General features: G+C 53.5%; 21 protein-coding genes. 10 read left to right on the top strand and 11 right to left on the bottom strand.

Annotated elements, in window-relative coordinates; genetic code table 11:
* Nucleotides 1–349 precede the first annotated feature (349 nt).
* Nucleotides 350–1,705, top strand: coding sequence for a DUF4382 domain-containing protein (locus tag LMED105_RS13330; RefSeq protein ID WP_008252210.1), 1,356 nt, complete (start codon nucleotides 350–352; stop codon nucleotides 1,703–1,705).
* On the opposite strand, the gene LMED105_RS16510 is transcribed toward LMED105_RS13330, so the two are convergent.
* Nucleotides 1,702–2,283, bottom strand: coding sequence for a TetR/AcrR family transcriptional regulator (locus tag LMED105_RS16510; RefSeq protein WP_198006860.1), 582 nt, complete (start codon nucleotides 2,281–2,283; stop codon nucleotides 1,702–1,704). The two genes, LMED105_RS13330 and LMED105_RS16510, sit on opposite strands and share 4 nt — an antisense overlap.
* 150 nt (nucleotides 2,284–2,433) lie before the next feature.
* On the opposite strand from LMED105_RS16510, the gene LMED105_RS13320 reads away from it, so the two are divergent.
* Nucleotides 2,434–4,890, top strand: coding sequence for a hypothetical protein (locus tag LMED105_RS13320; RefSeq protein WP_156799701.1), 2,457 nt, complete (start codon nucleotides 2,434–2,436; stop codon nucleotides 4,888–4,890).
* A 29-nt stretch (nucleotides 4,891–4,919) separates the two neighbouring features.
* Entirely contained in the window at nucleotides 4,920–6,515 is a 1,596-nt protein-coding gene (locus LMED105_RS13315; protein ID WP_008252203.1) for a neutral/alkaline non-lysosomal ceramidase N-terminal domain-containing protein, read from the top strand.
* 13 nt (nucleotides 6,516–6,528) lie between these two features.
* Here the strand turns inward: LMED105_RS13315 and LMED105_RS13310 are convergent, their stop codons facing one another.
* Nucleotides 6,529–6,813, bottom strand: a complete 285-nt coding sequence (locus LMED105_RS13310) for a hypothetical protein (RefSeq protein ID WP_008252193.1) — start codon at nucleotides 6,811–6,813, stop codon at nucleotides 6,529–6,531.
* A 182-nt stretch (nucleotides 6,814–6,995) separates the two neighbouring features.
* Here LMED105_RS13310 and LMED105_RS13305 point away from each other — a divergent pair, with 182 nt between their 5' ends.
* The 5 genes from LMED105_RS13305 (at nucleotide 6,996) to LMED105_RS13285 (ending at nucleotide 11,457) form a co-directional block, all read left to right on the top strand.
* Nucleotides 6,996–7,898 (top strand): VTT domain-containing protein, encoded by a 903-nt coding sequence (locus LMED105_RS13305; protein WP_008252191.1) that lies wholly within the window; start codon nucleotides 6,996–6,998, stop codon nucleotides 7,896–7,898.
* A 137-nt stretch (nucleotides 7,899–8,035) separates the two neighbouring features.
* Entirely contained in the window at nucleotides 8,036–8,902 is an 867-nt protein-coding gene (locus tag LMED105_RS13300; RefSeq protein WP_008252189.1) for a phosphate/phosphite/phosphonate ABC transporter substrate-binding protein, read from the top strand.
* Nucleotides 8,903–8,920: 18 nt separating this feature from the next.
* On the top strand, nucleotides 8,921–9,802 hold the full coding sequence (phnE, locus tag LMED105_RS13295; RefSeq protein WP_008252187.1) for a phosphonate ABC transporter, permease protein PhnE: 882 nt from the start codon (nucleotides 8,921–8,923) through the stop codon (nucleotides 9,800–9,802).
* Entirely contained in the window at nucleotides 9,799–10,536 is a 738-nt protein-coding gene (locus LMED105_RS13290) for a phosphonate ABC transporter ATP-binding protein (RefSeq protein WP_008252185.1), read from the top strand. Before phnE ends, LMED105_RS13290 begins: the two co-directional genes overlap by 4 nt.
* A gap of 3 nt (nucleotides 10,537–10,539) precedes the next feature.
* Nucleotides 10,540–11,457: a hypothetical protein gene (locus LMED105_RS13285; protein WP_008252183.1), complete on the top strand. Its 918-nt coding sequence runs from the start codon at nucleotides 10,540–10,542 to the stop codon at nucleotides 11,455–11,457.
* Between the two features lie 7 nt (nucleotides 11,458–11,464).
* On the opposite strand, the gene LMED105_RS13280 is transcribed toward LMED105_RS13285, so the two are convergent.
* The 7 genes from LMED105_RS13280 to LMED105_RS13250 all read right to left on the bottom strand — a co-directional run bounded on the left by LMED105_RS13280 (nucleotide 11,465) and on the right by LMED105_RS13250 (nucleotide 19,223).
* Nucleotides 11,465–13,057 (bottom strand): gamma-glutamyltransferase family protein, encoded by a 1,593-nt coding sequence (locus LMED105_RS13280; RefSeq protein ID WP_008252182.1) that lies wholly within the window; start codon nucleotides 13,055–13,057, stop codon nucleotides 11,465–11,467.
* A gap of 25 nt (nucleotides 13,058–13,082) precedes the next feature.
* A complete protein-coding gene (locus LMED105_RS13275) occupies nucleotides 13,083–13,919 on the bottom strand; it encodes a sulfite exporter TauE/SafE family protein (RefSeq protein WP_008252180.1) in 837 nt (278 codons plus the stop codon).
* Between the two features lie 18 nt (nucleotides 13,920–13,937).
* The gene (locus LMED105_RS13270; protein ID WP_008252178.1) at nucleotides 13,938–15,260 is read right to left on the bottom strand and encodes a TRAP transporter large permease subunit; all 1,323 of its coding nucleotides are present in this window, start codon (nucleotides 15,258–15,260) and stop codon (nucleotides 13,938–13,940) included.
* Entirely contained in the window at nucleotides 15,260–15,763 is a 504-nt protein-coding gene (locus tag LMED105_RS13265) for a TRAP transporter small permease subunit (protein ID WP_008252177.1), read from the bottom strand. The genes LMED105_RS13270 and LMED105_RS13265 overlap by 1 nt, the downstream gene beginning before the upstream one ends.
* Before the next feature lie 15 nt (nucleotides 15,764–15,778).
* Nucleotides 15,779–16,870 carry a TRAP transporter substrate-binding protein gene (locus tag LMED105_RS13260; protein WP_008252176.1) on the bottom strand — a complete coding sequence of 364 codons (1,092 nt, stop codon included), beginning with the start codon at nucleotides 16,868–16,870 and terminating at the stop codon, nucleotides 15,779–15,781.
* Nucleotides 16,871–17,235: 365 nt separating this feature from the next.
* Nucleotides 17,236–17,682 (bottom strand): Lrp/AsnC family transcriptional regulator, encoded by a 447-nt coding sequence (locus LMED105_RS13255; RefSeq protein ID WP_008252175.1) that lies wholly within the window; start codon nucleotides 17,680–17,682, stop codon nucleotides 17,236–17,238.
* 62 nt (nucleotides 17,683–17,744) lie between these two features.
* Nucleotides 17,745–19,223 carry a SulP family inorganic anion transporter gene (locus LMED105_RS13250; RefSeq protein WP_008252174.1) on the bottom strand — a complete coding sequence of 493 codons (1,479 nt, stop codon included), beginning with the start codon at nucleotides 19,221–19,223 and terminating at the stop codon, nucleotides 17,745–17,747.
* A gap of 294 nt (nucleotides 19,224–19,517) precedes the next feature.
* Between LMED105_RS13250 and LMED105_RS13245 the strand changes: the two genes are divergently transcribed.
* On the top strand, nucleotides 19,518–21,077 hold the full coding sequence (locus LMED105_RS13245; RefSeq protein ID WP_008252173.1) for a carbon-nitrogen hydrolase family protein: 1,560 nt from the start codon (nucleotides 19,518–19,520) through the stop codon (nucleotides 21,075–21,077).
* On the opposite strand, the gene LMED105_RS13240 is transcribed toward LMED105_RS13245, so the two are convergent.
* Nucleotides 21,063–22,505 (bottom strand): PLP-dependent aminotransferase family protein, encoded by a 1,443-nt coding sequence (locus LMED105_RS13240; protein WP_008252172.1) that lies wholly within the window; start codon nucleotides 22,503–22,505, stop codon nucleotides 21,063–21,065. The genes LMED105_RS13245 and LMED105_RS13240 overlap by 15 nt on opposite strands.
* 3 nt (nucleotides 22,506–22,508) lie before the next feature.
* Nucleotides 22,509–23,666 carry a YbfB/YjiJ family MFS transporter gene (locus LMED105_RS13235; protein ID WP_008252171.1) on the bottom strand — a complete coding sequence of 386 codons (1,158 nt, stop codon included), beginning with the start codon at nucleotides 23,664–23,666 and terminating at the stop codon, nucleotides 22,509–22,511.
* 154 nt (nucleotides 23,667–23,820) lie between these two features.
* Between LMED105_RS13235 and LMED105_RS13230 the strand changes: the two genes are divergently transcribed.
* Entirely contained in the window at nucleotides 23,821–24,423 is a 603-nt protein-coding gene (locus LMED105_RS13230) for a LysE family translocator (RefSeq protein WP_008252170.1), read from the top strand.

Genomic DNA, 24,423 nt, shown 5'->3' with positions numbered 1-24,423 from the left:
CGCAATTCTAACGAATAAATTGTGCGATTGCAAAAGTTAATTGAACGTTTTTGTTGATTCAAAATAACTATCGATTTGATTGCTCTCTTGAATCGCCTATAACCCCCTAATCCATAAGGGAAAAGGGTTCTAGGGAGATGTGGAGGAATTGTTACTGAGAATTGTTTTGAAAGAGGGCTCTAAAAATGGAAAGTGGTTTTTGAGCTTTGTTGATTTTCTGGAGATTTATGTTGCAACGCAAAATCGTGCCTCGCGATTGTCGTAAACGTCCTTCTCCTTTGACGCGTTAAATCCGGAGCGCCCAAATTTGTTCAGATCTAATTTCAAACGGGCATTCAAGGAGAAGGCAATGCGAAAGGGAAAAACATTCATCCAAAGTACCTTGGCGGTCACTTGCGCCGCCTTGTTTGTCGCCGCCTGCGGCGGCGGTGGCGGAGATAACTCAGCAGCCACGGGTACTTTGCGCACGGCAATGACTGATGCGCCTTCTTGCGGTTATGACAATGTGTTCGTCACTGTTGATCGAATTCGGGTCAACAACAGCGCCACAGCCGGCCCCGATGGTGAGGGTTGGTCAGAAATTGTATTGGATCAGCCGCGCCAAATTGATTTGCTTGATTTGCAGAACGGTGTGATTGAAGAGCTGGGCGAGGTTACCTTGCCGGTAGGTCGCGTACAACAAGTCCGATTTGTGTTGGTGGACAACGCCACCGTCGACCCGACAAACATTGATTTTGATCCCGATGCTGACCCCACGCGTGCACCCAACCATGTGGTTTTCAGTGCGGGTGGTTTTGAGGATTTGAAAACGCCAAGTGGCCAACAAAGCGGTGTAAAAATCAATGTCGGGATCGACGTTGCTGAAGGGCAGGTTGCAGACCTGTTGATCGATTTTGATGCGTGCAAATCAGTGGTAGAGGCAGGTGGTTCTGGTAATTATTTGCTGAAGCCGGTGCTTACGGCCATTCCGCGTTTGTCCTCCGGTGTGCGTGGCAGTGTGGCTGATGCCTTGGTGTCACAGGGCGTCAGTATTTCCTTGCAGCAGGATGGTGAAGTGGTGCGCGCTACAGCACCAGTCGAATCGACTGATTTGGCAGACAACGGAGAATTCATATTGTCTCAAGTGCCGCCGGGTACGTATGACCTGGTGTTCACTGCCCCCGGTTTCATAACGAAGGTGGTGTCAGATGTGATCGTGCCTGAAGGTCAGTTGGTGAATTTGGATTTTGATGCCACCACACCTGTCGATGAGAACGAAATTCTGCTCGAACCTGCCACCGTGGAAGGTGACGCAGTGGGTACTGTCACGAATACTGACGATATGAAACCTGCGACTTTTGTAGAAATTAACCAGACCTTGTCTTTGGGGGCAACAGTGCTGATTAATTCTGCGCAGCTGTCATTTGAAACGTTTGATACCAGTGGTAATTTAGCCGGCATGGGTGACACTGCGGGGTATGCTTTCACATTGACCGTGGATGCGCCTGAAGTGGCACCTTACACCGCTACAGGGGTGTTCAACTTCGCAATCGACACCGCAGCCGAAGGGCAATACACGGTAATGGCGATCGCTGAACCCTTAGACCTTACGCCGGTGGTGCAAACAGCCTCTGCCAATTTTGATCCAGGGTTTGTGGGTACGGTTGATTCGCCTCGCGAGGTGCTCACCAACGACTTTGATTTCTCCAGCAGCCCTGCACCCTAAGTATTATTTTGATGCTGAACCAAGCCCGCCCAAAGCAAATTGAACATGGTGTTTACCACCATGGCTTTGGGCAAAGCGGGTTGGGTCAACCACCACTTGGCCAGCTGCTCTCCTGCGCCCGATAGGGCGTGGGCGGTGGCTGCAATTTCTCCCTCTGTAATAACGCTTTTTAAATCGCCCAGTAACAGCGCGATGCGGTTTACTGTGTCAAAACGCAACTGACTGGCGGCCTGTGCAGCCGGGCCAGCCACGGCGGCACCGCTGTCGTAGAGAAATCGAAATGCATCCCGCTCGAATTCTACGAATGAAAAATAACCCTCAATACCGCCGCGCAAGCGACCCTGAAGGCCTTCACCTGTAAGGGCGCGTTCAATAATGTAACTGTTCAGCACCTCTCGTGCTTTTTTCAGGCAAGCCAGGTAAATACCGTCTTTGTTTCCGAACAATTTGTACACCACGGGTCGGGTTACCCCAGCCGCCCTCGCGATATCTTCCATGGCCGTGCCTTGATAACCCCTTTCCACAAACATTCGCTGCGCAACTTCCAGCAGTTGACGTTCTCTATCCTCAGGTTTCATGCGGGTTTGCGTTGGTTTTAACATTATTAACCCATTGAATTTACTATGGAAAAACTACACTAGACGCATTACAACTTCATAAATTAATCTTTAGTTACAGTAATGTAACTTAAGGGTCGAACACAAGACCCTACGCAAAAAGAGAGAGACATGAGGACGACAAACTGGGGTGGAGCCATTGTATTGGCTTGGGCTTTGCTATTGGCGGGGTGTATGGGCGATTCAGGTTCGCCGCAAGCGGACAGCCCGACTGTCACCAATCCCAATGAAGAGGAACCCGACACGCCGGTGGACCCTGAGGATCCAGACGATTCGGGTGATGGTGGTGCAGGTGGCGATGGAAATACACCCTTGTTTCCCAAGGATCCTGTGGTTCGCACCGAACCCGCTGGCACTGGCGCTGCGCCCGCAGGCGCCGAGCGTTGTGATCCGCTGGACCCGGCCTATTGTCTGTTCCCATTTCCAAACAATTATTTCACCACTGCCGACACCCAAACCGACACCAAGATGCGGGTGAATTTGAATGTGTTGGCCATGCCCAAAAACATTGTGGGCAAACCGATTGATCCCACCGACTGGAATCGCAATGACGGGTTCTCTCCCGGTCAACCCATTCTGACCCGTGTGCCTGGGCTTGATTTGGAAAAAACCGGTGCAGTACCCATCACCAACATAGAAGCCAGCCTGCAGCGCGATCAACCCATCGTGTTGATCGACACACTGACTTTGAAGAGGCAACTGATTTGGGCCGAACTGGACGCCAACCTGACTCAAGGGCAACTGAACCTTCCAAACGACGAGCCGGGACCTGCTTTGCTTATTCGGGTGGCGAAGAATCTGGAACCGGGGCGCCGTTATATTGTGGCCCTGCGCAACTTGAAAAACAGTGCAGGTGACACCATCGAGCCAAGCCCGGTTTTCAAGGCATACCGCGATGGTTTGCCTTTGGGCAACGCTGCCCAAAACGCGCGCAAACCGCTGATGGAAAATATTTTCAGTGTATTGGGTATGGCGGGTGTTGAACGGGAAAGCCTGTACCTTGCCTGGGATTTCACCGTGGCGTCTGGCCGCAACCTGACCGAGCGTCTTATTCATGCGCGCGATCAATCCATTGAAGCCACAGCAGGACAATCGCCGAACTTCACGATTGATGCGGTCATCGAAAATCCCGAGAACGGATCGGCGAGTGAAATTACGGCACGGCGAATTCGAGGACACATCGACGTGCCGTGTTTTCTCACCAGCCCCAATTGCTTGTCGGGGGGCACCTACAACTACCCATTGCTACCCACCGGCAGCCCGGCCACTGCATTGCCGCAGCGCAACCCATTAACACCCAATGCAAGTGTTCCTTTTATTTGCTCAATAGCGCGCAAGAACCTGGACACAGGCGAACCAGCACGTGCCTCGCTGTACGGTCATGGTTTGTTGGGTTCGCGCGATGAAGGCAACACCTACGACTTGAATGTGCGCGTGATGGCAGAGCGTCACAATTTTCTGTTCTGCATGGTGGATTGGGCAGGCTTGGCCACAGGCAATTTGCCCGACGATCAAAACGACAATCGCAAATACGATCCCTTGTGGGATGGTGTTGGTGGAGACATTGCCAGCACAGTGTTGATGCTGACCGATTTCAGTGGATTCAACCGCCTGACGGATCGTTTGCAACAAGGCTTTTTGAATTTCACGATGTTGGGTCGGGCGATGATTTCCGAGAACGGATTTTGTACTCACCCCGCATTTCAAAAAGAAGGCAAATGCCTGATAGACCGCAGCGAACTGTTTTATGACGGCAATTCGCAGGGCGGCATCAACGGTGGGCCGGTTACTGCGATTTCACCTGATATTCAGGCTGCCACGTTGGGGGTGCCCGGCATGGCGTACTCCACTTTGTTGCAACGTTCCGTGGACTTTGCACCCTACGCGCCTGCGTTTTATGAGGCATACCCCGCATCGCTGGACCAACAATTCATTCTCTCGCTAATTCAAATGCTTTGGGACCGTGGCGAAAACAATGGCTATGCCTGGAGCTTGGCCCCTGGGCGTGAATTACCCGGAACAAGACCCAACAAGCGCGTGTTATTGATCCCTGCGTTTGCTGATCACCAGGTGTACATGAACACCGCAGAAATCATGGCGCGCACCATTGAGGCACCCTTGCAATGCCCCGCAGTGGTGGGTGGTCCGTCCGCGCAACGCGGAGCCGCTGTGCTGAAGCAGGCACACCCGGCAGTGCGCGCCGAGCAGGAACAGTTTCCGAATGTTTCTTTTGGGCGCAGGCACCCCGACGATCACCCATATTTCGGTTTGCCATGCATCAAGAAATACCCGCATGCGGGCAACGCGCTGACCGTGTGGGACAGCGGCCCCATGACCAATGCCGATGGTTCTGCCAACCCCAATGGCAGTGCGCCCCCACCGCTGGACAACCGACCCATGACCACCGGTTATGGTGCTGACCCGCATGGCCACCCGCGCAACGAAGAAAAGAATATGGACATGAAGTCTGCTTTCCTGAAAAAGCAGGGTGCATTGATTGATGTGTGCAATGGTTTGCCTTGCGCGTCACGCGGCTTTAATCCCGCATTGAGCGTCACGCGGCTTTAATCCCGCATTGAAATGAGGAGTACACGTCGATGAAAATGCTTCAATGGAATGTGGTGTTTGTCAGCCTTTTGCTGTCGGCTTGTTTGAACTCTGACAACAATTCAGTCACTGCATCCCGCACGGGTGTCAGTGAAAACGATCCGCCCGTGATTGTTGATCCGCCTCCCGGAAACGGTGGTGGCAATGGCGGCGGTGGCAATCCAAATTTGCTCGATACTTCGCAGTTTCGTGCAGCGTCGGCGAAGCGAAATATAGATCCCACTCCTGCACAAATTCAGGGTGTGGTGACCAGCAACACGCCGATCATTGGAAAGCTGCAGCAATTCAACCTGGGTGGTTACGGCGGATTCGCATTCGATGGTCCTGAAGACGTGGTGAACTTTGATATTGGTGGTCCTCCTGCCAACGGAATCGGTGATGGCACTTTTGTGCGTGTGTTTGTACTCGAGAGCCAGGCGGAGCCGGTGAATCGCCTGGTATTCGTCACCATGGATGCCATTGGTGCAGGCAATGTCATTCAAAACAAATTGAAAGCGGCAGTTGCGCAAGCTGCCAATGTGCCGCCCAACAATGTGCTGTTTGCACAAACCCATTCCCATTCTTCGGCCGACTTGCAAGGCCTGTGGGGTGGTGTACCTGCCAGTTGGTTGAATTGCGAACAGGCGGATCCTGCGCAAGCCTGTGACCCTGCCTTGAAAGGAGGTTTGTACCAACTGGCTGCCCAAGCCGCTGCCGAAGCGGTGGCCAGGCTTGAGCCGGCGTATGTGGATTTTGCCCAAACAGTGCTGGAAGGCGAAGCGCGCTTGAACAACTTTCGCCGCTGCGACCCGGATGACTCCCGCATGCCCGACCCCACACTCACCTTGTTGCAAGCCCGGACTGCGCGCGGAGAGGTGTTGGGGTCGTTGTTGAACTATTCGGCACACCCCACTGTGCTGGGTTCCAGTAACCGCTTGGTGCACACTGACTGGGTGGGCGGGGCGCTGCGTCTGCTTGAGCGAAATTTCGATTCCACCGTGCTGTTTTACAACGGCGCAATTGCCGATTCTTCGCCACGCGCACCTGCCGCGGAAGACCCCTATGAGAAAGCCAATGCCATGGGCGTGGCAGTGGCTCAAGCCGCCATGAATGTTTTAAGTCAGCGCAAAAAGGTAGAGGGCGGTTTGCAGGTTGCGCATGCCAATGCCTTTTTGCCAGTGACCAACCCTTTGTTTGTTGGGGCGGGTGGCTTGCGCAGCTTTAACGGCTATTACAACTTCACACCGTTGGGCGAAGAACTGGCCGCCAATATTCCTGGCTACGAAAACTTTCCTCAAGTGGCTTTGTATGCGGAAACGCCAGTCAGTCGAATTCAGCTGGGGCAGGGCGAAGGCAAGGCGCTTGAATTGGTGACTATTCCGGGCGAGGGTTCGAAGGGCATGGCCGACACTATTCGTGCGCGAAGCCAAACCCCCATGATGCTGCTGGGCCTGACGCACAATTCGCTGGGCTATATTTTGACTGAAGATGAATTTGGCAATGGTTTGTTTGAATGCCAGTCTTTTTATGAAGAAACCGTGTCGCTGGGGCCTTTGACAACCCCAGCGCTGAACTTGCAGGCTTACGATCCGCTGTTTGCGCAGTAAGCCGTGTGGTGTTTTAGAACTTGGACTTGGCCTTGTCGAAGGCCTCTTTGATATTGTCCCAGGCGCTGTTGGCACCTTCTTTTAAACTCTCGAAGGCCTCAGCGCTGGCGCCCTTGAGTTCTTCAAGTTTCGAACGACCTTGAGCCAGCTTGGCCTCCAGTGCGTCGATGGATTCGTTCAATTCCTTTTTGGCGTCTGCTGACTTGCCGTCGGCTTTGGCCTTCAGTTTGTCCAGGTCTGCTTTCCACTCGTCCAATTGGGCGTTCAGTTTGGCCTTGTAATGTTCGAGGTCTGCCATGGTGTGTACTCCTTCATGTTGTAAACCGGAAGTGTCAGGGTAACAACACTTTGTGACTTGAAGTAGACGGATTGCCCGAGTGCTTCCTCTAAACCCGGCAGCAGTCGCTGGAAAATGCTTATGATGTCGCTATCTGCAATTCGCGCATTATTCTTGCCGGGCAGTTTTTGGCGGTACCCACCATGTCTTTGTTTGAAACCACAGAAGTTCTGGTTTTTTTCAACGTGCTGTTGCAGCAGTTGGGTGCCCCCGTGCCTGCTGTACCCACCATGATTTTGTCCGCCAGTTTGTCGGGTCAGTGGTCGGGTATTTTTTTGCTGGCTGTGGTTGCAACTTCGGCGTCGCTGATCGCCGATTGGGCTTGGTATATCGCCGGCCGGTATTACGGTTATCGGGTGTTGTCGGTGCTGTGCAAGTTGTCCATCAATCCTGAATCATGTGTCAGTCAAACCGAATCGCGTTTCCGCGTGTGGGGGCCTTGGTCCCTGGTGGTGGCCAAGTTTATTCCTGGATTTTCCACGGTGGCGCCCCCCATTGCCGGGGCCGTTAAAATGTCCATTCTCAGCTTCACCATAGCGTCGGCCCTGGGCGCGTTTTTATGGGCCATGGCAGCTTTGCTGGCAGGCTGGTTGTTCAAAGACCAGGTCAACGCTATTTATGCAGCGCTGCAAGACAACTTGTTTATCGTCGGCGTGGTTGCCGCGCTCATTTGTGCTTTTTGGTTGATGTGGAAACTGGCACGGCGTGATGCATTTCAGGCACGTTTGAAACTTCCCAAAATGCCGGCCGCAGAGGTTCTGGCTTTGGTGAAGGCAGGGCAGTCCAACCTGCGCCTGGTCGATTTGCGACCCGCCATGGTGCAAGAAGCCGAGCCATTGGCGGGTTGGTTGCCCGCGAATGCGGAAAGTGCCCTGGCTGCAGCCCGCGCCTGGCCAAAAACCGATGTCATTGTCACCATGTGTGCCTGCCCCGATGATGTCAGTGCAGCCCATGTGGCGGGCCTTTTGCGCAAGCAGGGTTACAGGCAGGCCAAGGCCATGGAAGGTGGTTATGAGGCCTGGCTGGCCAGCAAGCGACTGAATTAAGCGCCAGTGCGCAACTGGCGCAACAATCCCCCTCGAATTCAATTCAAATTCCTGTAACCTTTGTTGCTTGTTTAGCGTAATAAACGTTGAGAATTTCGTTTTATTCCAATTATCCAATTTCATTACGGAACCTGACCATGCGTTTGTTGACCAAAGCCCTGATCGGCGCTTTCAGCTTTGCCCTTGTTTCAACGCCTGCGCTTGCCCAAGAGGTGATTCAATTTGGTGTTGGCTTGTACCAGCCCGACAAAGACAAAAACGACGCCACGTACACACCTTTGGCGCAATACCTGGAAAAGAAACTTGGCAAACCCGTGAAGCTGCGCACCGTGAGCAGCTGGGAAGGCTTGGCGAAGTCGCTGGCCAATGGTGAAACCGACATTGCGCTGATGGGTCCATGGGGCTATGTGTTGGCCAACAATGAAGCCAAAGCACAGGCAGTGGCCACCATCGAGTACGAAGGCAAGCCAGAGTATTTTGGCATCATGGTGACTAACCCGAAAAGCGGCATCAAAAGCATGGCCGACTTGAAAGGCAAAACCTTTGCGTTTGGCGACAAGGGCTCAACATCGGGTTACCTCATTCCTTTCCACTATTTCCAGAAGCAGGGCATCAACCCCGACACGTATTTTTCCAAGGTGATCAACACTAGCCACCAAGCCATTCAAACCCAGGTCACCCAGGGCGCAATTGATGCAGGTGCAGATTACAACCGCAACCGCGATGCCATGATCGCCGATGGTTTGATCAAGGCGGAAGATTCGAAAATCATCTGGACTTCCGACCCCCTGCCCAACGATGCATTTGCAGTCAGCAGCAAGTTGTTTGAAGACAAAGCGTTTGTGGCGAAGTTGCAAGAGGCTTTGCTTGGCATTGGTGCTGAACTGAAAAACCAGCCCAATTTGCTGCCACCGCGTTACACCGGTTTTGCAAAAAAAGACAACAGCTATTACAAGCCAATTCGTGATGCAGGCCTGGCCACTGGCCGTTTGCAGCCCAAGTAAGAGGGCTGCTTAACCACCATGAATTGGATGCAGTTCAAGTTGCGCTTGAAAGGCCGGCTCGGTTTTTTCGGGCTGGTCTTTTTGTATGCGCTCATTGTGTTTGGCTGCGTGTACAGCCTGGCCACAGCGGGCGATTTGTCCATGGGCCGCAACCCAGTGGCCAACTTCATTAAAACAGCCACTGAGTTTGCACGCCCCAGTTTTCTGGATGTGTGGCTGGGCGATCCGGCCTATGAATACAAAAGTGATGACGGCACAGTGCTGCGCACCGAGAACCGGCAGGAAGTTGAACAACAGTGGTTGGTGCAACTGGGTTTTGCCACCTGGACCACATTCAAAATTGCCACTTTGGGCTCTTTGCTGGGCGCCATTCTGGCTTTGCCATTTGGTGTGCTCAGTGCAAAAAATATCAAGGCACCACGCCTGCTGACTGCGCTTTCGCGACTGGTGCTGGATACTTCCCGATCCATTCACACCTTGGTGTTTGGTCTGGTGTTGGTCGGCATTGTGGGCCTTGGCCCCACAGCGGGTATTCTGGCCATTGCTTTTCACAGTCTGGGTACTTACGGCAAGCTGTTTGCAGAATCGATAGAAACACTGGACATGGCCTCGATTGAGGCTGTGAAGGGCGTGGGCGCAAGCCCTTCACAAACCTTCTTCTGGTCGGTGTGGCCCAATGTGTTGCCGCAGTGGGTGAGCAGCCACTTGTACCTGTGGGAATACAATATTCGCGATTCAACCATTCTCGGCATTATTGGCGCCGGTGGTTTGGGCTTGCTGATTTCAGAGGCAGTGGCGCTGTTTCAATGGGGTCGCTTGTCGAGCATCTTGATCGTGGTGGTGTTGATGGTGACTGCATTTGATGCAATTAGCCGCCGAATCCGGACGGCTTTGTTATGAGCAGCAACATCATCGACATTCAAAACCTGGAAATGGTGATTGCCGGGCGACGCATTTTGAAAGTGGAATCACTTCAAATTGCACGCGGCGAAAAAGTGGCTATTCTTGGGCGAAACGGCGCGGGAAAGTCCACGCTGTTGCGTTGCTTGAACGGGTTTGTAAAACCCACGGCCGGCCACATTGTGGTGAACCAGCACACTGTGTTTCCTTTGCGTCGCGAACGCGATTTGCGCCCTGTGCGCGCACAAGTGGGCCAGGTGTTGCAGGGCCTGCATTTGGTTGCACGGCTAAGCGCCATGGAAAATGTACTGGTGGGTGGTTTGGCCCGCATGCCGCGTTTGCGCAGTTGGGCAAGAATTTTTACCACTGAGGAAACGCAGCGCGCGCAAGCGGCATTGAAAGCCGTTGGCATGGCGCACCTGTCTGAAAAACGCGCGGACAAACTTTCAGGTGGCGAGCGTCAAAAAGTGGCGATTGCCCGCATGTTGATGCAGCAACCTGAACTGGTGTTGGCCGATGAGCCCACTGCGGCACTCGACCCTACCGCTGCTGATGAGGTGTGTGAATTGCTGGTGAAAGCCACCGAAAACTCCACCTTGATTACCGTGGTTCACAATGTGAGCCTGGTGCCCATGCTCAGCCACCGTGTGATTGGCCTGAAAGCCGGCGAGGTGGTGCTGGATTGTGCCAGCCATGAATTGACGCAAGCGCAACTTGATCATTTGTACGAGTGAAACATGACTGAAAAGGCGGGGCGCAGTTGCCCCATTCGATACCAGTATGGCGCAGCCAAAATTGCTGAGGTGCCCGCAACACCTTGCGATGTGTTGTACGTGGTGGGCGGTTTGTATGGCAACGTTTTTGCGTTGGAAGCCATCGAGAATCTCGCTGCACGTGAGCCGGGTAAAGTTCGTATTTGTTTCAATGGCGACTTCAACTGGTTCAATAAATCGCCTGAAGATTTTGAGCACATCAACCAGCGTGTATTGAACCACGATTGTATTTTGGGCAATGTGGAAGCCGAGTTGGGCGAGCCTTTGGATGTGGCCGATTGCGGTTGTGCATATCCCGAAAATGTAGACCAGGGTGTGGTGGATCGATCTAACTTCATTCACACCGAATTGAAGCGGTGCGCGCAACAACAGCCTGAGTTACTGGGCGCCTTGTTGCAGAAACCTTTCTTTGCGCGTTACAGCGTGGGCGCGTTGAAGGTGGCTGTGGTGCATGGCGATGGCGATTCATTGGCAGGCTGGCGTTTCGACCCTGCTCATTTGCATCGGGCTGACGAAGCCCCCTGGCGTGCAGCGCTGTTTGAAAAAGCACAAGTGAATGTTTTTGCCAGCAGCCACACGTGCAGTGCGGCGTTTCACCATGAGCCACTGCCGAACGGACAAACAGGTTTGATCAGCAACAATGGTGCGGCAGGCATGGCCAGTGAACCCGGAAGCCTGAACGGTTTGTTCACTCGAATTTCAGCAACCCGCCTGAACGACAGCGCTTTGGTTTTTCAATCTACACAACTGAATGCTGTGTGGGTTGAACAGGTCCGCGTTCAATTCGACCAGGCTGCATGGCAGCAGCACTTCCTAAGCCAATGGCCAGAAGGCACTGCTGCGCACACCTCGTATTTTAAACGCATCAGCGAAGGCGTTTAAAACTAGATCAAACACACGCCACTGATCCATCCGAACGTGGGTCGGCCGCCCCTTCCATCATGCCGTTGGGGTGGCGCACCACCGCACCTGCATGTCCCATGGTGTCGCTGAAGGCCTCTGGCAACACCTCCAGTACATGGCCTGCATCGCGCAGTTGGGCAACCAGTTGTTCATCAAATCGGCTTTCCAGTTTCAAGGTGGTGCTTTGCTCACCCCAGGTGCGGCCCAGCAGCCAGCGCGGTGCAGTCACCGCTGTTTGCAATGGCTGATTGAATAGTGCATAGCGGCTGAACACTGCAGCTTGTGTTTGCGGCTGACCTTCACCACCCATGGTGCCGTACACCATGCTGCGCCCGTCTTTAAACCGCGCCATGGCCGGGTTCAGGGTGTGGAAGGGTTTGCGGCCCGGCTCAAGCCGGTGCAGCCCGTCCTCTTTCAGTGAAAAACTGATGCCGCGGTTTTGCCACATCACCCCGGTTGAAGGGCACACCACGCCTGATCCAAATTCCCAGAACACGCTTTGAATAAAGCTGGCTGTGCGGCCTTCGCTGTCAATGCAACCCATCCAGATGGTGTCGCCTTGCCAGGGGTCTTGTGGCCAGGCGAGCGCCTGTTTCATGTCAATTTTTTTCGCACGTTCGGCCAGCGCTTCCCGGGTCAGAAAATCGCTGGGGTTCACCGCCATGTAAGCAGGGTCTGTGCAATACCGGTCGCGCACCAGAAAGGCTTGCTTGGTGCTTTCCACCATGCCGTGCAGGTAATCAAATCCATCGGCTTCTTGCACGCCCAGTGTGTCGAACATGCCCAGAATCATCAGCGAGGCCATGCCCTGCGTGGGCGGTGTCATGTTGTAGATCGTGCTGTTGTTCAGCTCGGTTTGCAGGGGGGTAACAAACTGCGCATGGTGATTGTTCAAATCAGCCAGGCTGATTGGGCTGCCCACGCGGGCCAAATCGTCTGCCATGGCTTGTGCCAGTTCGCCGCGGTAAAAATCGTCCAAGCCTACCTGGCCCATGCGCGCCAGGGTGTCGCCCAAAGCGCCTTGCTTCAACACACTGCCTTCAACAGGCACTTGGCCATCCATCAGCAAATGCTCTGCAAAACCGGGAGCAGTTGACAGCTCATCGAACTTCACGCGGGTTAATCGTTCCTGGCTGCTGCTAACGGCCACACCATTGCGTGCATGCACCACCGCATCGCTCAGCAAGCGGTTCAATGGCAACTTGCCACCCCATTGCGTGGCTACTTCATGGGCCTTGATCCAGCCACCCACGGTGCCTGCTGCGGTGAGTGCAGCCAAGGGTCCGCGGTTGGGAATGGCATCGAACCCTTGCTCGGTGTAAAAAGCACGCGTGGCTTTTGCGGCAGCTTTTCCGCAGGCATCAATACCCACTGGCGCTTTGCCGGGTTCGCTGAGCAGCCAGAAACCGTCGCCACCAATCGAGTTCATGTGCGGGTACACCACTGCGATGGTAGCGGCAGCGGCGATCATGGCTTCCGCGGCATTGCCACCTTCTTTCAATACATCACGGCCGGCCTGTGCAGCCAAATGGTGGGGCGCTACAAATACGCCGCCCAGTGCGCGTTTGGTGTGAATCATTGTTCTTTTAACTCCCTTTTATTGCTTAGCCCAACACGCCGTAAAACATGCGTACGGCAGTAATGAACAGGAAAAATGCAAACGCCAGCTTTAAGCGCGCTGCGGTTGTGGCGCTGGCCATGCGTGCGCCCACAGGGGCCATCCACATGGTCATGGGCACAATCAGTGCAAAGCCAATCAAGTTGATGTAACCAATGGTCAATGGTGGCGTATTTTCAACGTTCCAGCCATTGAGTAAAAACCCGATTGCGCCGGGAATGCTAATGACCATACCAATGGCCGCCGCAGTGCCAACCGCCCTGTGCATGGGCACATTGAAGGCATTCAGAATCGGTACGCTCAAGGTGCCACCACCAATGCCCATCAGCGTTGAAAACCCGCCAATGAATGTGCCCATGATTTGTTTGAAAGGACTGCGCGGCAAACTTTCTGCCACCGGTTTTGCTTTGCTTCGAAATGCCATATTGGCGGCCACCAGCAAAGCGATGCTGGCAAACACAATCGACAACACATCGCCCGACACATAGCCACTTGCAAAACTGCCAATGACCACGCCAATGAACAAAGGCAACACCAGGCTTTTGAACAGCGGTTCATCCAGATTGCCCTTGGCCTTGTGGCTTTTCGCCGAGATGAATGAAGTGGGAATGATGGTGGCCAGTGAGGTACCCACAGCCACATGCATCTTCACACTTTCATCCACGCCAAGCAGGGTGAACAGGTGGTACAACACCGGCACAATTACAATGCCGCCACCCACACCCAGCAAGCCAGCCAACAGGCCTGCGATGGTCCCTGTGATGGCGAGCGCCACCACCAGCCCTGCCAGCCACGGCAGGGAGTATCCACTCAATAATTCCATGAAAGCTCCTTGCCTTGTTTACCAACCAATGGCTTTGGGAAGCCAGGTTGCGACAGATGGGAATACGAAAATGACTGCCACGGCCAATGCTTGGAGTAACACAAACGGCAGCACACCCACATAAATATCGCGTGTGGTAATGCCCGGTGGCGTTACTCCTTTCAGGAAGAACAATGCCCAACCAAAAGGTGGTGTCAGGAAAGACATTTGCAGGTTCATCGCAATCAGGATGGCCAGCCAAACCATGTCGGTGCCGTAACCAATGAACACCGGCAAAAACATGGGCAAAGCAATGTAGGAAATTTCAATCCATTCCAGGAAGAATCCGAGAACAAAGAGCAGGGCCATCAGGAACAGCAAAGCGCCCACTTCACCGCCGGGAATCATGTCGAACAATCCGTGCACCATGTCTTCTCCACCCAAGCCGCGAAAGGCCAGTGCAAAGGGCTGCGCGCACAGCAAAATGAAGTACACCATCGCAGAAATGGTCAAGGTGCCGTGCATGGTGTCTTTCAGCAATTGCATGTTCATGCGGCCAAAGCCCACTGCAATTAAAAGGGCACCCAAAGCACCCATGGATGCAGCTTCTGTTGGCGCAGCAACACCACCCACGATAGACCCCAGCACGGCAAACACCAACAACACTGGCGGCAACACATCGCGAATCAGCTTTTTGCGCAATTCCGCTTTGTTGATTTTCTGGCGTTCTTCCAGCGGGACTGCGGGCACAAGCTTCGGCATAAACATGCCCAGCAAAATAAGGTAGGCGCAGTAAATGCCAGCCAGCACCAAACCGGGAATGAGCGCAGCGGCAAACAAGGTGCCCACCGATTCACCCATGATGTCGGAAAGCAAAATGAGCACCAGGCTGGGTGGGATAATTTGCCCCAGGGTGCCCGATGCACAAATGGTGCCGCAGGCCACACTGGGTGCATAACCACGGCGCATCAAGGTGGGTAGGGTTAGCAATCCCACAGTAACCACGGTTGCGCCCACAATGCCTGTGGAAGCACCCATCAACACGCCCACCAGCACAATGGCCAAGCCCATGCCGCCTTTCAGCCCGCCCATTGCAGTGCCGATGGTGTCGAGCATGTCTTCAGCCACGCGGCTTTTCTCCAGCATCACGCCCATGAACACAAACAGTGGAATGGCCAACAGGGTGTAATTGCTGACCACACCATACAAGCGCGCGGGCATCAGGTTAAATAGCATGGGGCCAAAGCCGATGTAGCCGGCCACAAAGCCGGAAACCGCCAGGGCAATGGCCACTGGAATACCAATGATCATCAGGCCCAAAAAGCCTGCAATCATGCCCAGAACAATCCATTCATTGTCCATCAGGCCACCTTCGCTTCTTTAATTTGCACAGCAGCATGCAACAGGTTGGCGATGCCTTGAATCATCAAAAGGCCAAAGCCCAATGGCAGAAAGATTTTCAGCAGGTATCGATAGGGCAGGCCACCGGGATCGGGCGAACCTTCCATCATGTCGAAAGATTGCATGACATAGGGCACCGACAAATACACGATCACCAGTGCCACCAAAAAGGTAAGCACTGCGCTGAACAAATCAATCCAGCCTTTGCCAAGTGGACCAAAGCGTTCATACACAAAATCAACCCGCACATCGGCCTTGTGTTTCATGGCGTAGGCCAAACCGAACAGTGCAATGGGGGAAATTAAATGCCACTCCAGTTCTTGCATCGACACAGGGCCAATTGAAAACAGGTAGCGAAGAATGACGTTGGTGGCCACCAAAACGACGAGGGCAAGCACGCAAAAGCGTGCAAGCCCCCCAGTGAACTCGACAAACGCCTCGAGTTTGGGGATGGCTTGCTTCATGACAACAACCGCTTATCAAAGGTTAAGGAAGGTTTTCTCGCTCAGTGCTGCCCAGGATTCATGCTTCTTCTTGAATGCCATGAATGAGGTGTGCACTTTCTTGGCCAAGGGGTCGGAGGCGGCCACGCTTTCCAGCGTATCCATGGTGGCTTCCTTCAGCTTGTCCACAATTGGTTTGGGCAGTGCTTGTGCTTTCACGCCCTGGTTTTTCACCAGGTCTTCCAGCGCCTCGGCATTCACCGATTCTGACCAGGCCAGGCTTTCCATCACGCTGGCTTGCGCCGCCATTTGCACCATCATTTGCAAATCTTTGGGCAACTTGTCCCAAGCTTTTCTGTTGATCAGCAATTCAGTCACGTTGGTGGGTTCGTGCCAGCCGGTGGTGTAGTAGTACTTGGCTGCCTTGTGCAGGCCCAAGCGGCGATCCTGGAAAGGGCCCACGAATTCGGCGGCATCAATGACGCCACGTTCCAGTGCCGGGAAAATTTCGCCACCGGGCAACAAGCGCACATTCACACCCAGTTGGCTGTACACCTTGCCGGCCAGGCCAGGAATACGCATTTTCAAGCCATTCAGGTCGGCCACTGTTTCAACGGGTTTGCGAAACCAGCCTGTCATTTGCACACCGGTGTTGCCCATGGGCATGGCGGTCAGGCCGAAAGGCGCATACACCTCTTGCCACAACTTCATGCCGTCGCCGTGGTACAGCCAGGCCATCATGCCCTGTGTGTTCATGCCGAAAGGCACGGTGGTGAAATATTGTGCAGCAGGTGCTTTGCCTGACCAGAAGTAGGCATTCGCAGCGTTCATTTCAACGGTGCCGGCAGACACTGCGTCGAAACCTTCCAGCGCGGGGATCAGTTCGCCGGCTGCAAAGTGTTGAATTTTCAGGCGTCCACTCGACATGGTTTCCACTTTCTTGCAGAAGTCGGTGGGGCTGCCAGGGCCTGCCACATAAAAAGGCGAGCCAGGTGGGTAGGCGTTGGTCATTTTCATGGTGACCTTGCCATTTTGTGCATTTGCAATACCAGGTACAGCCAAGGCTGCACCACCTGCGGCTGCGGTGGCAGCACCTGAAATAAACTTGCGACGATCAATTGAGGTCATGGAACACACTCCTGCTGCTTGGAAAACAAAGGGTTCGCCGACCGCACAAATGGCGACCGGTCATAACCCTTCTTTAGCGAAAGGTGTGCCAGCTCGGAAATATTTTAAGTGATTGAAATATAAAGGTATTTATTGATCAAGGGTTTACCCTTGGATGATTGCTTAAACACCAGAATGAGGCATTGGATGATTGCACCAGCCTGCCATTTGTATACCTTTTGTTTACTTTTGTTACCAAATCGTATGCGATTGATACATTGAAAAAATCAATCGGAACCAGATGGATTTGAAATAAGGCAGTTTGGTGTCGAATGTATTCATGCACCCAAAATGTGGCACTGCACCACAACAGGGAGCCTTTGATTTTACAAACGCGCGCCACCTCGGCGGTGTTTTACACGCTTCAACAGGTTCTTGCATTCCACTGAAATAATGTCGGGCTGACCAAACAGGTATTTCTGTGCGAAGGCCAAAAAACTCTCTTGCGTGTCGGTCAGGGTGTGAATGTGCAGGCTTTGTAGATCAGACATGATGTACAGGCTGGCCACCTCGGGTTGTGCGGCCAATTCGGTTGCAACCGCTTCAATCACGTGGCTTTTAACCTTCAGGTCAACAAAGGTGCTGGTGACTTTGCCCAGCTTTTCCGGGTTCACCACGGCGGTAAATTGCTCAACCGTACCTTCTACCAGCAAGGCTTGCACACGTGCGCGTGCATGGGCACGCGAACACCCAAGCTGGCGGGCAATGTCAGCGAAAGACAAGCGTGAATCTTTAATCAGCAAGCTGAGCAGGGCGGCATCCAGTTCGTTCATGGCAAATTCCGGTGTGGGTTTGCCATGAGGAATGCAAGAGATGTACCTGCTATTTATGGACCTTAATGGGCAGGAAGCTCCGAACCCGGGCCCATCTTGTCATGCAGTCCAAATTTATCCACCATGGTTTTTGTCGCTTCGTTCATGCCCAACAAATTGACCTTGGTCTGATTGCGTTTGAACTTGAGAATCACTTTGTCCAAAGCGCCTACAGCCGTAATGTCCCAAAAATGAGCGTGGCTGATGTCGATGGTGACTTCGTCAATCTCTTCCTTGAAATCGAATGAGTTGACGAATGTTTCAGCTGAGGCAAAAAACACCTGGCCGGAAATGACGTAAGTGCGATTGCGTCCTTCATCTGGCTTGCTCGATTGCACGTGCAGAATTCGCCCCACCTTGTTGGCAAAAAAGAAACCAGACAACAGCACACCCACCAACACGCCCTGAGCCAAATCATGCGTACCCACGGTAACGGCTACTGTGGCTAGCATCACGATGCTGGAGCTTTTTGGGTGCTCTCGCAGGTTGCGAATGGATGCCCAGTTGAATGTACCGATTGACACCATAATCATGACGGCCACCAAAGCAGCCATCGGTATCAGCGCCACGTAGTCGCCTATGAATACCACCATGATCAACAGGAAAACGCCGGCACACAAAGTGGACAAGCGCCCACGGCCACCTGATTTCACATTGATCACAGACTGCCCGATCATGGCGCAACCGGCCATGCCACCCAGAAAACCCGCTGCAATATTCGATACACCTTGGCCGACACACTCGCGGTTTTTATCGCTGGGTGTGTCAGTCAAGTCATCTACAATTTGCGCGGTCATCATCGATTCCAGCAAGCCCACCACGGCCAGGGTCAGTGAAAACGGAAATACGATTTTTAAGGTTTCAAGCGTCCAGGGTACATCGGGCAGCAGGAACACTGGCAAGGAGTCTGGTAATTCGCCCATGTCGCCCACCGTGCGAATATCAAGCCCCACCGCGATGCTGAACGCGGTCAGCACCACAATAGCCACCAACGGGGATGGTACTGCTTTGGTCAGGTAGGGCAGCAGGTAAATAATGCCCAGGCCCGCCGCCACCATGGCGTACACATGCCATGTCACGTTGATCAGTTCAGGCAGTTGCGCCATGAAAATGAGAATGGCCAGCGCATTCACGAAACCTGTGATGACCGATCGGGATACAAAGCGCATCAACTTGCCCAGTTGCAACACCCCGGCCAAAATTTGAAGCGCTCCGGTTAATAGCGTAGCCACCAGCAGGTATTGAAGGCCGTAGTCTTTCACCAAGGTGACCATGACCAAAGCCATGGCCCCGGTGGCAGCGGAAATCATGCCTGGCCGCCCGCCAGTGAACGCAATCACGGTTGCAATACAGAACGAGGCGTACAGACCCACCTTCGGATCGACACCAGCAATGATGGAGAAGGCGATCGCCTCGGGAATTAGCGCCAGCGCAACAACCAGGCCGGCAAGAAGGTCGTGTCGGACGTTGGATAACCAGTCCGCGCGGAAATTTTTAATCATATTGTTTAGAGCAAAGCAATTGCCATTCGAAGCGCTTGCAGGCTTTGAACGACGCAATAAATAGCGGGGAAGCCTGAAAACCGCTGGGTTTCAGACAAGGAAAAAGCAGAGATGAAAGCTGAACTGTTACAAGGGTAGGGACGTGTTGGTTCTACAAATCAGGCGCGAAGGATAACCGCAGCACTCTAGAATTGTCAAACCAAGAAGCCCTTGGCTTATTGACCAAAAATTCATCAAATTAACGAATGTGTTCTAATAGAAGGGTTCATAGAGTAAACAAATGGAGTTGAAAACATGTCGACAGAAATCGAAAACACCGAATATGAACACACCGAACACAAGCTAACGCTGCGCAATTTGCAGGTGTCTGATTACCCTGATATCAAGCGCATTATGGAAGTGGTTTACCACAGCGCGGGCGGTGCGTTGCCCGAGGCCAAATTTCGTTCAATCCTTAAAACATTCCCCGAAGGCCAGATTTGCATCGAAGACGATGGCAAGGTGATCGCTGCAGCCTTCGCAGTGGTGGTGGACTATGACAAGTTTGGTGACAAGCACACCTACATGGAAATTACCGGCAACATTTACGCCACCACACACGACCCCAAGGGCGACGTGTTGTACGGCATTGATGTGTTTGCCGACCCCGAATACCGCAATATGCGTTTGGGTCGCCGTTTGTATGAAGCCCGCAAAGAACTATGCCAAAACTTGAACCTGCGCGCGATTATGGCGGGCGGCCGAATTCCCGGTTACAAAGAGCACATGAAAGACATGTCGCCGCAGCAGTACATTGCGGCAGTGAAACGCAAAGACATTTACGACCCGATTCTGACTTTTCAGTTGAGCAACGACTTTGAGGTGAAGCAGGTGCTGAAGGGCTACCTGCCAGAGGACAAAGAGTCGCAAGGCTATGCCACCTTGCTGGAGTGGTTCAATATTTACTACGAACCTGAAAAACCCATGCTGTTTGGCGCGCCCAAAACCACCGCACGCCTGGGTTGCGTGCAGTGGCAAATGCGTGAATTCCACAGCGTGGAAGACGTGGTAAAACAGGCCGAGTACTTCATCAATGCGCTTTCAGATTACCGCTGTGATGTGGCCTTGTTTCCCGAATTTTTCAACGCGCCTTTGATGGGCCTGGCGGGCAACGGCAATTCCTTGGAGGCGATTCGCCACCTGGCCACTTACACCGATCAAATTCGCGACGAAATGAGTCGCATGGCTGTTAGCTACAACATCAATGTGGTGGCGGGCTCCATGCCGGTGATGGAAGACGGCGCCTTGTACAACGTGGCCTATTTGTGCCGCCGCGATGGCACGGTTGAAGCGCAGTACAAAATTCACCCCACCCCCCATGAAAAGCGTGAATGGATGATGGAGGGGGGCAGCAAGTTGAGTGTGTTTGACACCGACTTCGGAAAAATCGGCATCCTGATTTGTTACGACTCCGAGTTTCCAGAGCTGTCGCGGGTGCTGGCCGACAAGGACATGCAAATATTGTTGGTACCTTTCTGGACCGACACCAAGAACGGTTATCTGCGTGTGCGCCGTTGTGCGCAGGCCCGCGCCATTGAAAATGAGTGCTATGTGGCCATTTCAGGCAGTTTTGGTAATTTGCCCAAGGTGGACAATGTCGACATTCAGTACGGGCAAACCGCCGTGTTTTCACCGTCTGATTTCGCATTTCCGCACGATGCAATCATGGCGGAAACCACGCCCAACACCGAGATGACGCTGATTGTGGATGTGGACCTGGACAAGCTTCAAATTTTGAAGAATGAGGGCTCTGTTCGGAATTACCTCGATCGCCGCCGCGACTTGTACAAGGTGGTGTGGCTAGGCGACGAGTGAGCCTTCAAACAAGGCACCCAACTTTGCAATGGCCACTGCGGTGTCGTCTGTCACCGGGTGGCCACAATTCAGGCGGATGCAGTTTTTGTACAGGCCGCTGGCAGAGAATACGCTGCCCGGCATGTAGGCGACTTTGCGGGCAATGGCCTTGTTGAACAGGGCGGCAGTATCGATGTCGCCCGGCAGTTCAACCCACAGCACAAATCCACCTTTGGGTTCAGAAATCCGGGTGCCCTGCGGGAAATGTTTCAGCACCAAATTGCCCATGGCACGCACCTGTGTTTCAAACTGCTGGCGCAAGGTGCGCAAGTGCCGCTCGAACGATCCTTTTTCAAGATAGTGCGCCACAGCCACCTGGGTAATCGGGTTGGTTGAACCGCTGAGAATCCGCTTCTTGGACAATACCTGTGCGGCGTACTTGCCGCCTGCCACATAGCCAATTCGAAGCGATGGGCTCAGTGATTTCGAAAACGAGCCACACATCAGTACCCGGTCGCTTTGCTTGCCGGCCTTCAGTGGCCGCGGTCGGAACCGTTCGAAGTACAGGTCGGCGTACACATTGTCTTCCACAATTGGAAAGTCGTATTTCTCGGCCAGCTCCAGCAACTTTTTTCGGTTGATGTCGGGCATCACAGAACCCATGGGGTTGCTGGCGGTGGGGCACACAATACAAGCCGCGATTCGGGTTTGCTTCACGGCAATTTCAAGCGCTTCCAGCGACATGCCATGCTCGGGGCTGCTTGGAATTTCAAGGGCGCGCAGGCCCAGCGATTCGATCATTTGCAACAGCAGGTAATACCCGGGCGACTCTACCGCCACAATGTCGTTGTGCTTGGCCACGCTTTGCAGGGCCAGGCTAAGGGCCTCAGTGCAGCCATCGGTAATCACCAGTTCATCGCGTTTCAATTTCATGCCCATCAACTCAAACCGTTGTTGCAGTTGTTGCACCAATTCCGGCTGGTTGGGTTCTACGTGGCTGCCCAGGGTGAGCAGGTCAGGGCGGGTACGGTTCACAGTGGCATAGCTTCGGCGCAGGGTGGCGATCGGCAACAATTCATTGGCTGGAAAAGCAACACCCAGTGGTGCCACACCCTCGCGGGTCGAACTTCGAAGCAGCATGGCAATTTGGTCCGCTACCTCCAGGTTAACCGGCGGTTCCAGCACTATGGAATCGGGGGCCTGCGTGCACACGGCCCCAACGGGCACATTGCGGGCTTGCACGTAGTAGCCGGATTTCGCAACAGGTTGTACGTAGCCCCGGTCTTCAAGCAGGTTCAGTGCTTTTTGTACCGTGTCGATGGAGTAGTGCCATTGTTCCGAGAGCTTTCGAATCGAGGGCAGTTTGTACCCCGCTGCAAAATGATTGTTTTCAATCAAGGCCTGCAGGTTTAAAGCCAGTGTTTCGTATTTGCAAGAGGTCGTGTCCACCGCTTAAACCTCGGTTTGCTTTTTCAGTTGCCACACCATGAACACACCCGCCACCATCAATGCCGCAGCCAGGTACAGCGAGCCACGGTAGGTGCCCGTGCGTTCTGCAATCACACCGGCCAGGGCGGGTGCTGCAATTTGCGATACGCCGTAGCTGAGTGTCATGCGGGCCATTGCCTTGCTGGGGTTGGCGGGAAACTGGCGGCCTGCAATGCTCAGTGTCAGGTTCACAATGCCTGCAAACGTGCCGCCAAACAGCACCGCGCTAACCATGTTGGCCCAATAGCCATCGATGAAACCAGCCATCAGAATGGAGATGATTTGCAGAACATAGGCCAGCACCAGTGCCTCGAATACACCGGTAATTCGGGCCACGCGATCCCAAATGAAAGTGGAGGGCATCGCCGCCAGCCCGACCACCACCCACACCCAAGGGCCCTTGCCTTGAAGTTCAGGCAGGGTTTCAGCAATGGCCACAATGAAGGTGGCGCTGATCACGTAGCCAAAGCCGGCACAGAAGTAAGCGCCAAGCATCAAGCGCATCCATTTTGCGCTGGGTGGTGCCACATCGGCCACCTGTGCTTCTGCGCTGCCTGCCTTGGCAGGTTTGGGCATCCATATCCAGGCGGGCACGAAGAAAAGAATGCCCACCACACCCAGCACCCACCATTGCTGGTCCCAGGCCAAATGGTCAACCATGGCCATAACCGCAAGGCCAGACAACACCAAACCCATGCCCGCCCCGGCAAAGTGCAGACCCAGTTCGGTTTTCAGGTTTTGGCGGGCCAGCCAGTTCATGATCAGGCCCGATGCGATCAACATGCCTGCGGTACTGGACACACCCGAAATAAAGCGCAGAAATACCCACAGGTTGACATCGGTGGTCAGGCCCATGCCAATGGTGCTGATTACGGCCACAATCAGGCCGAAACGGTAAAGCAGGTATTTGTAATCCAGGTTGCTGAGTGTCGAGGCCAACAAGGCGCCGCTGATGTAGCCAATGTAATTGACGGTGGCCAGCCAGCCACCATCAAAGGCGCTTAAGCCAGCCTGGTCGCGCATGATGGGCAGCAGGGGAGTGTAAGAAAATCGGGCCAAACCCACGGTCAGGATCAGCGAACAAATGCCAGCTGCAATGACTTGCCAACGTTCCAGTTTCATGGGGTACCCGCACAGAAGTCGAATTTCAAAAGCAGTACAGATTTTCGTAAGATTTATCTGTACTGCACATTATTTCATTATCCTGAATCTGTACTGAAATTGCAAAAGTTCTTACAGTGAGTGTTCCATTGTTACTCCACAAAAGGAGTTCGCCATGCAGCACTTTCAAGCCATTGCTCTGTTCGCATTTTTAAGCATTATTACGCCCGGGCCCAATAACCTGATGATCATGACCAGCAGCATGAATTTTGGCGTGCGAAAAAGCCTGCCACACTTCTTTGGCATTATTGTGGGCTTTCCATTAATGCTGCTGGCCATGGGTCTGGGTTTGAATGCGGTGTTTGAAAGCCTGCCTTGGTTTCACACGGCCCTGTTGGTGTTCAGCCTGTTGATGATGGTGTATTTGGCCTGGCGAATTGCCAGCTTTTCACCGTCTGCTGATGCGCTTAAACCTGGTGCCAAACCACTGAGCTTTTTCAATGCGGTGTTGTTTCAGTGGGTGAATCCCAAAGCGTGGTTCATGGCCACAGCGGCTGTCGCGCTTTTCCCGTCCAGCTCGAATACGCCTGTACTGGATGTATTGATGGTGGCCGTGATCATGGCCAGTGTGGGTTTGTTGTGCGTGGGATTGTGGCTTGTGTTGGGTGCACGCTTGCGGGCCTTGATTAACAGCCCGCTGCGCTTGAAGTGGTTCAATGGAACCATGGCCGCCAGTCTGGTGCTGTTTTTCGCATACAGCACCGTTCAGGCGGTTTAG

The organism is Limnobacter sp. MED105, assembly GCF_000170915.1.
GTDB lineage: Bacteria > Pseudomonadota > Gammaproteobacteria > Burkholderiales > Burkholderiaceae_B > Limnobacter.
This window is presented reverse-complemented; position numbering and strand designations above follow the sequence as displayed.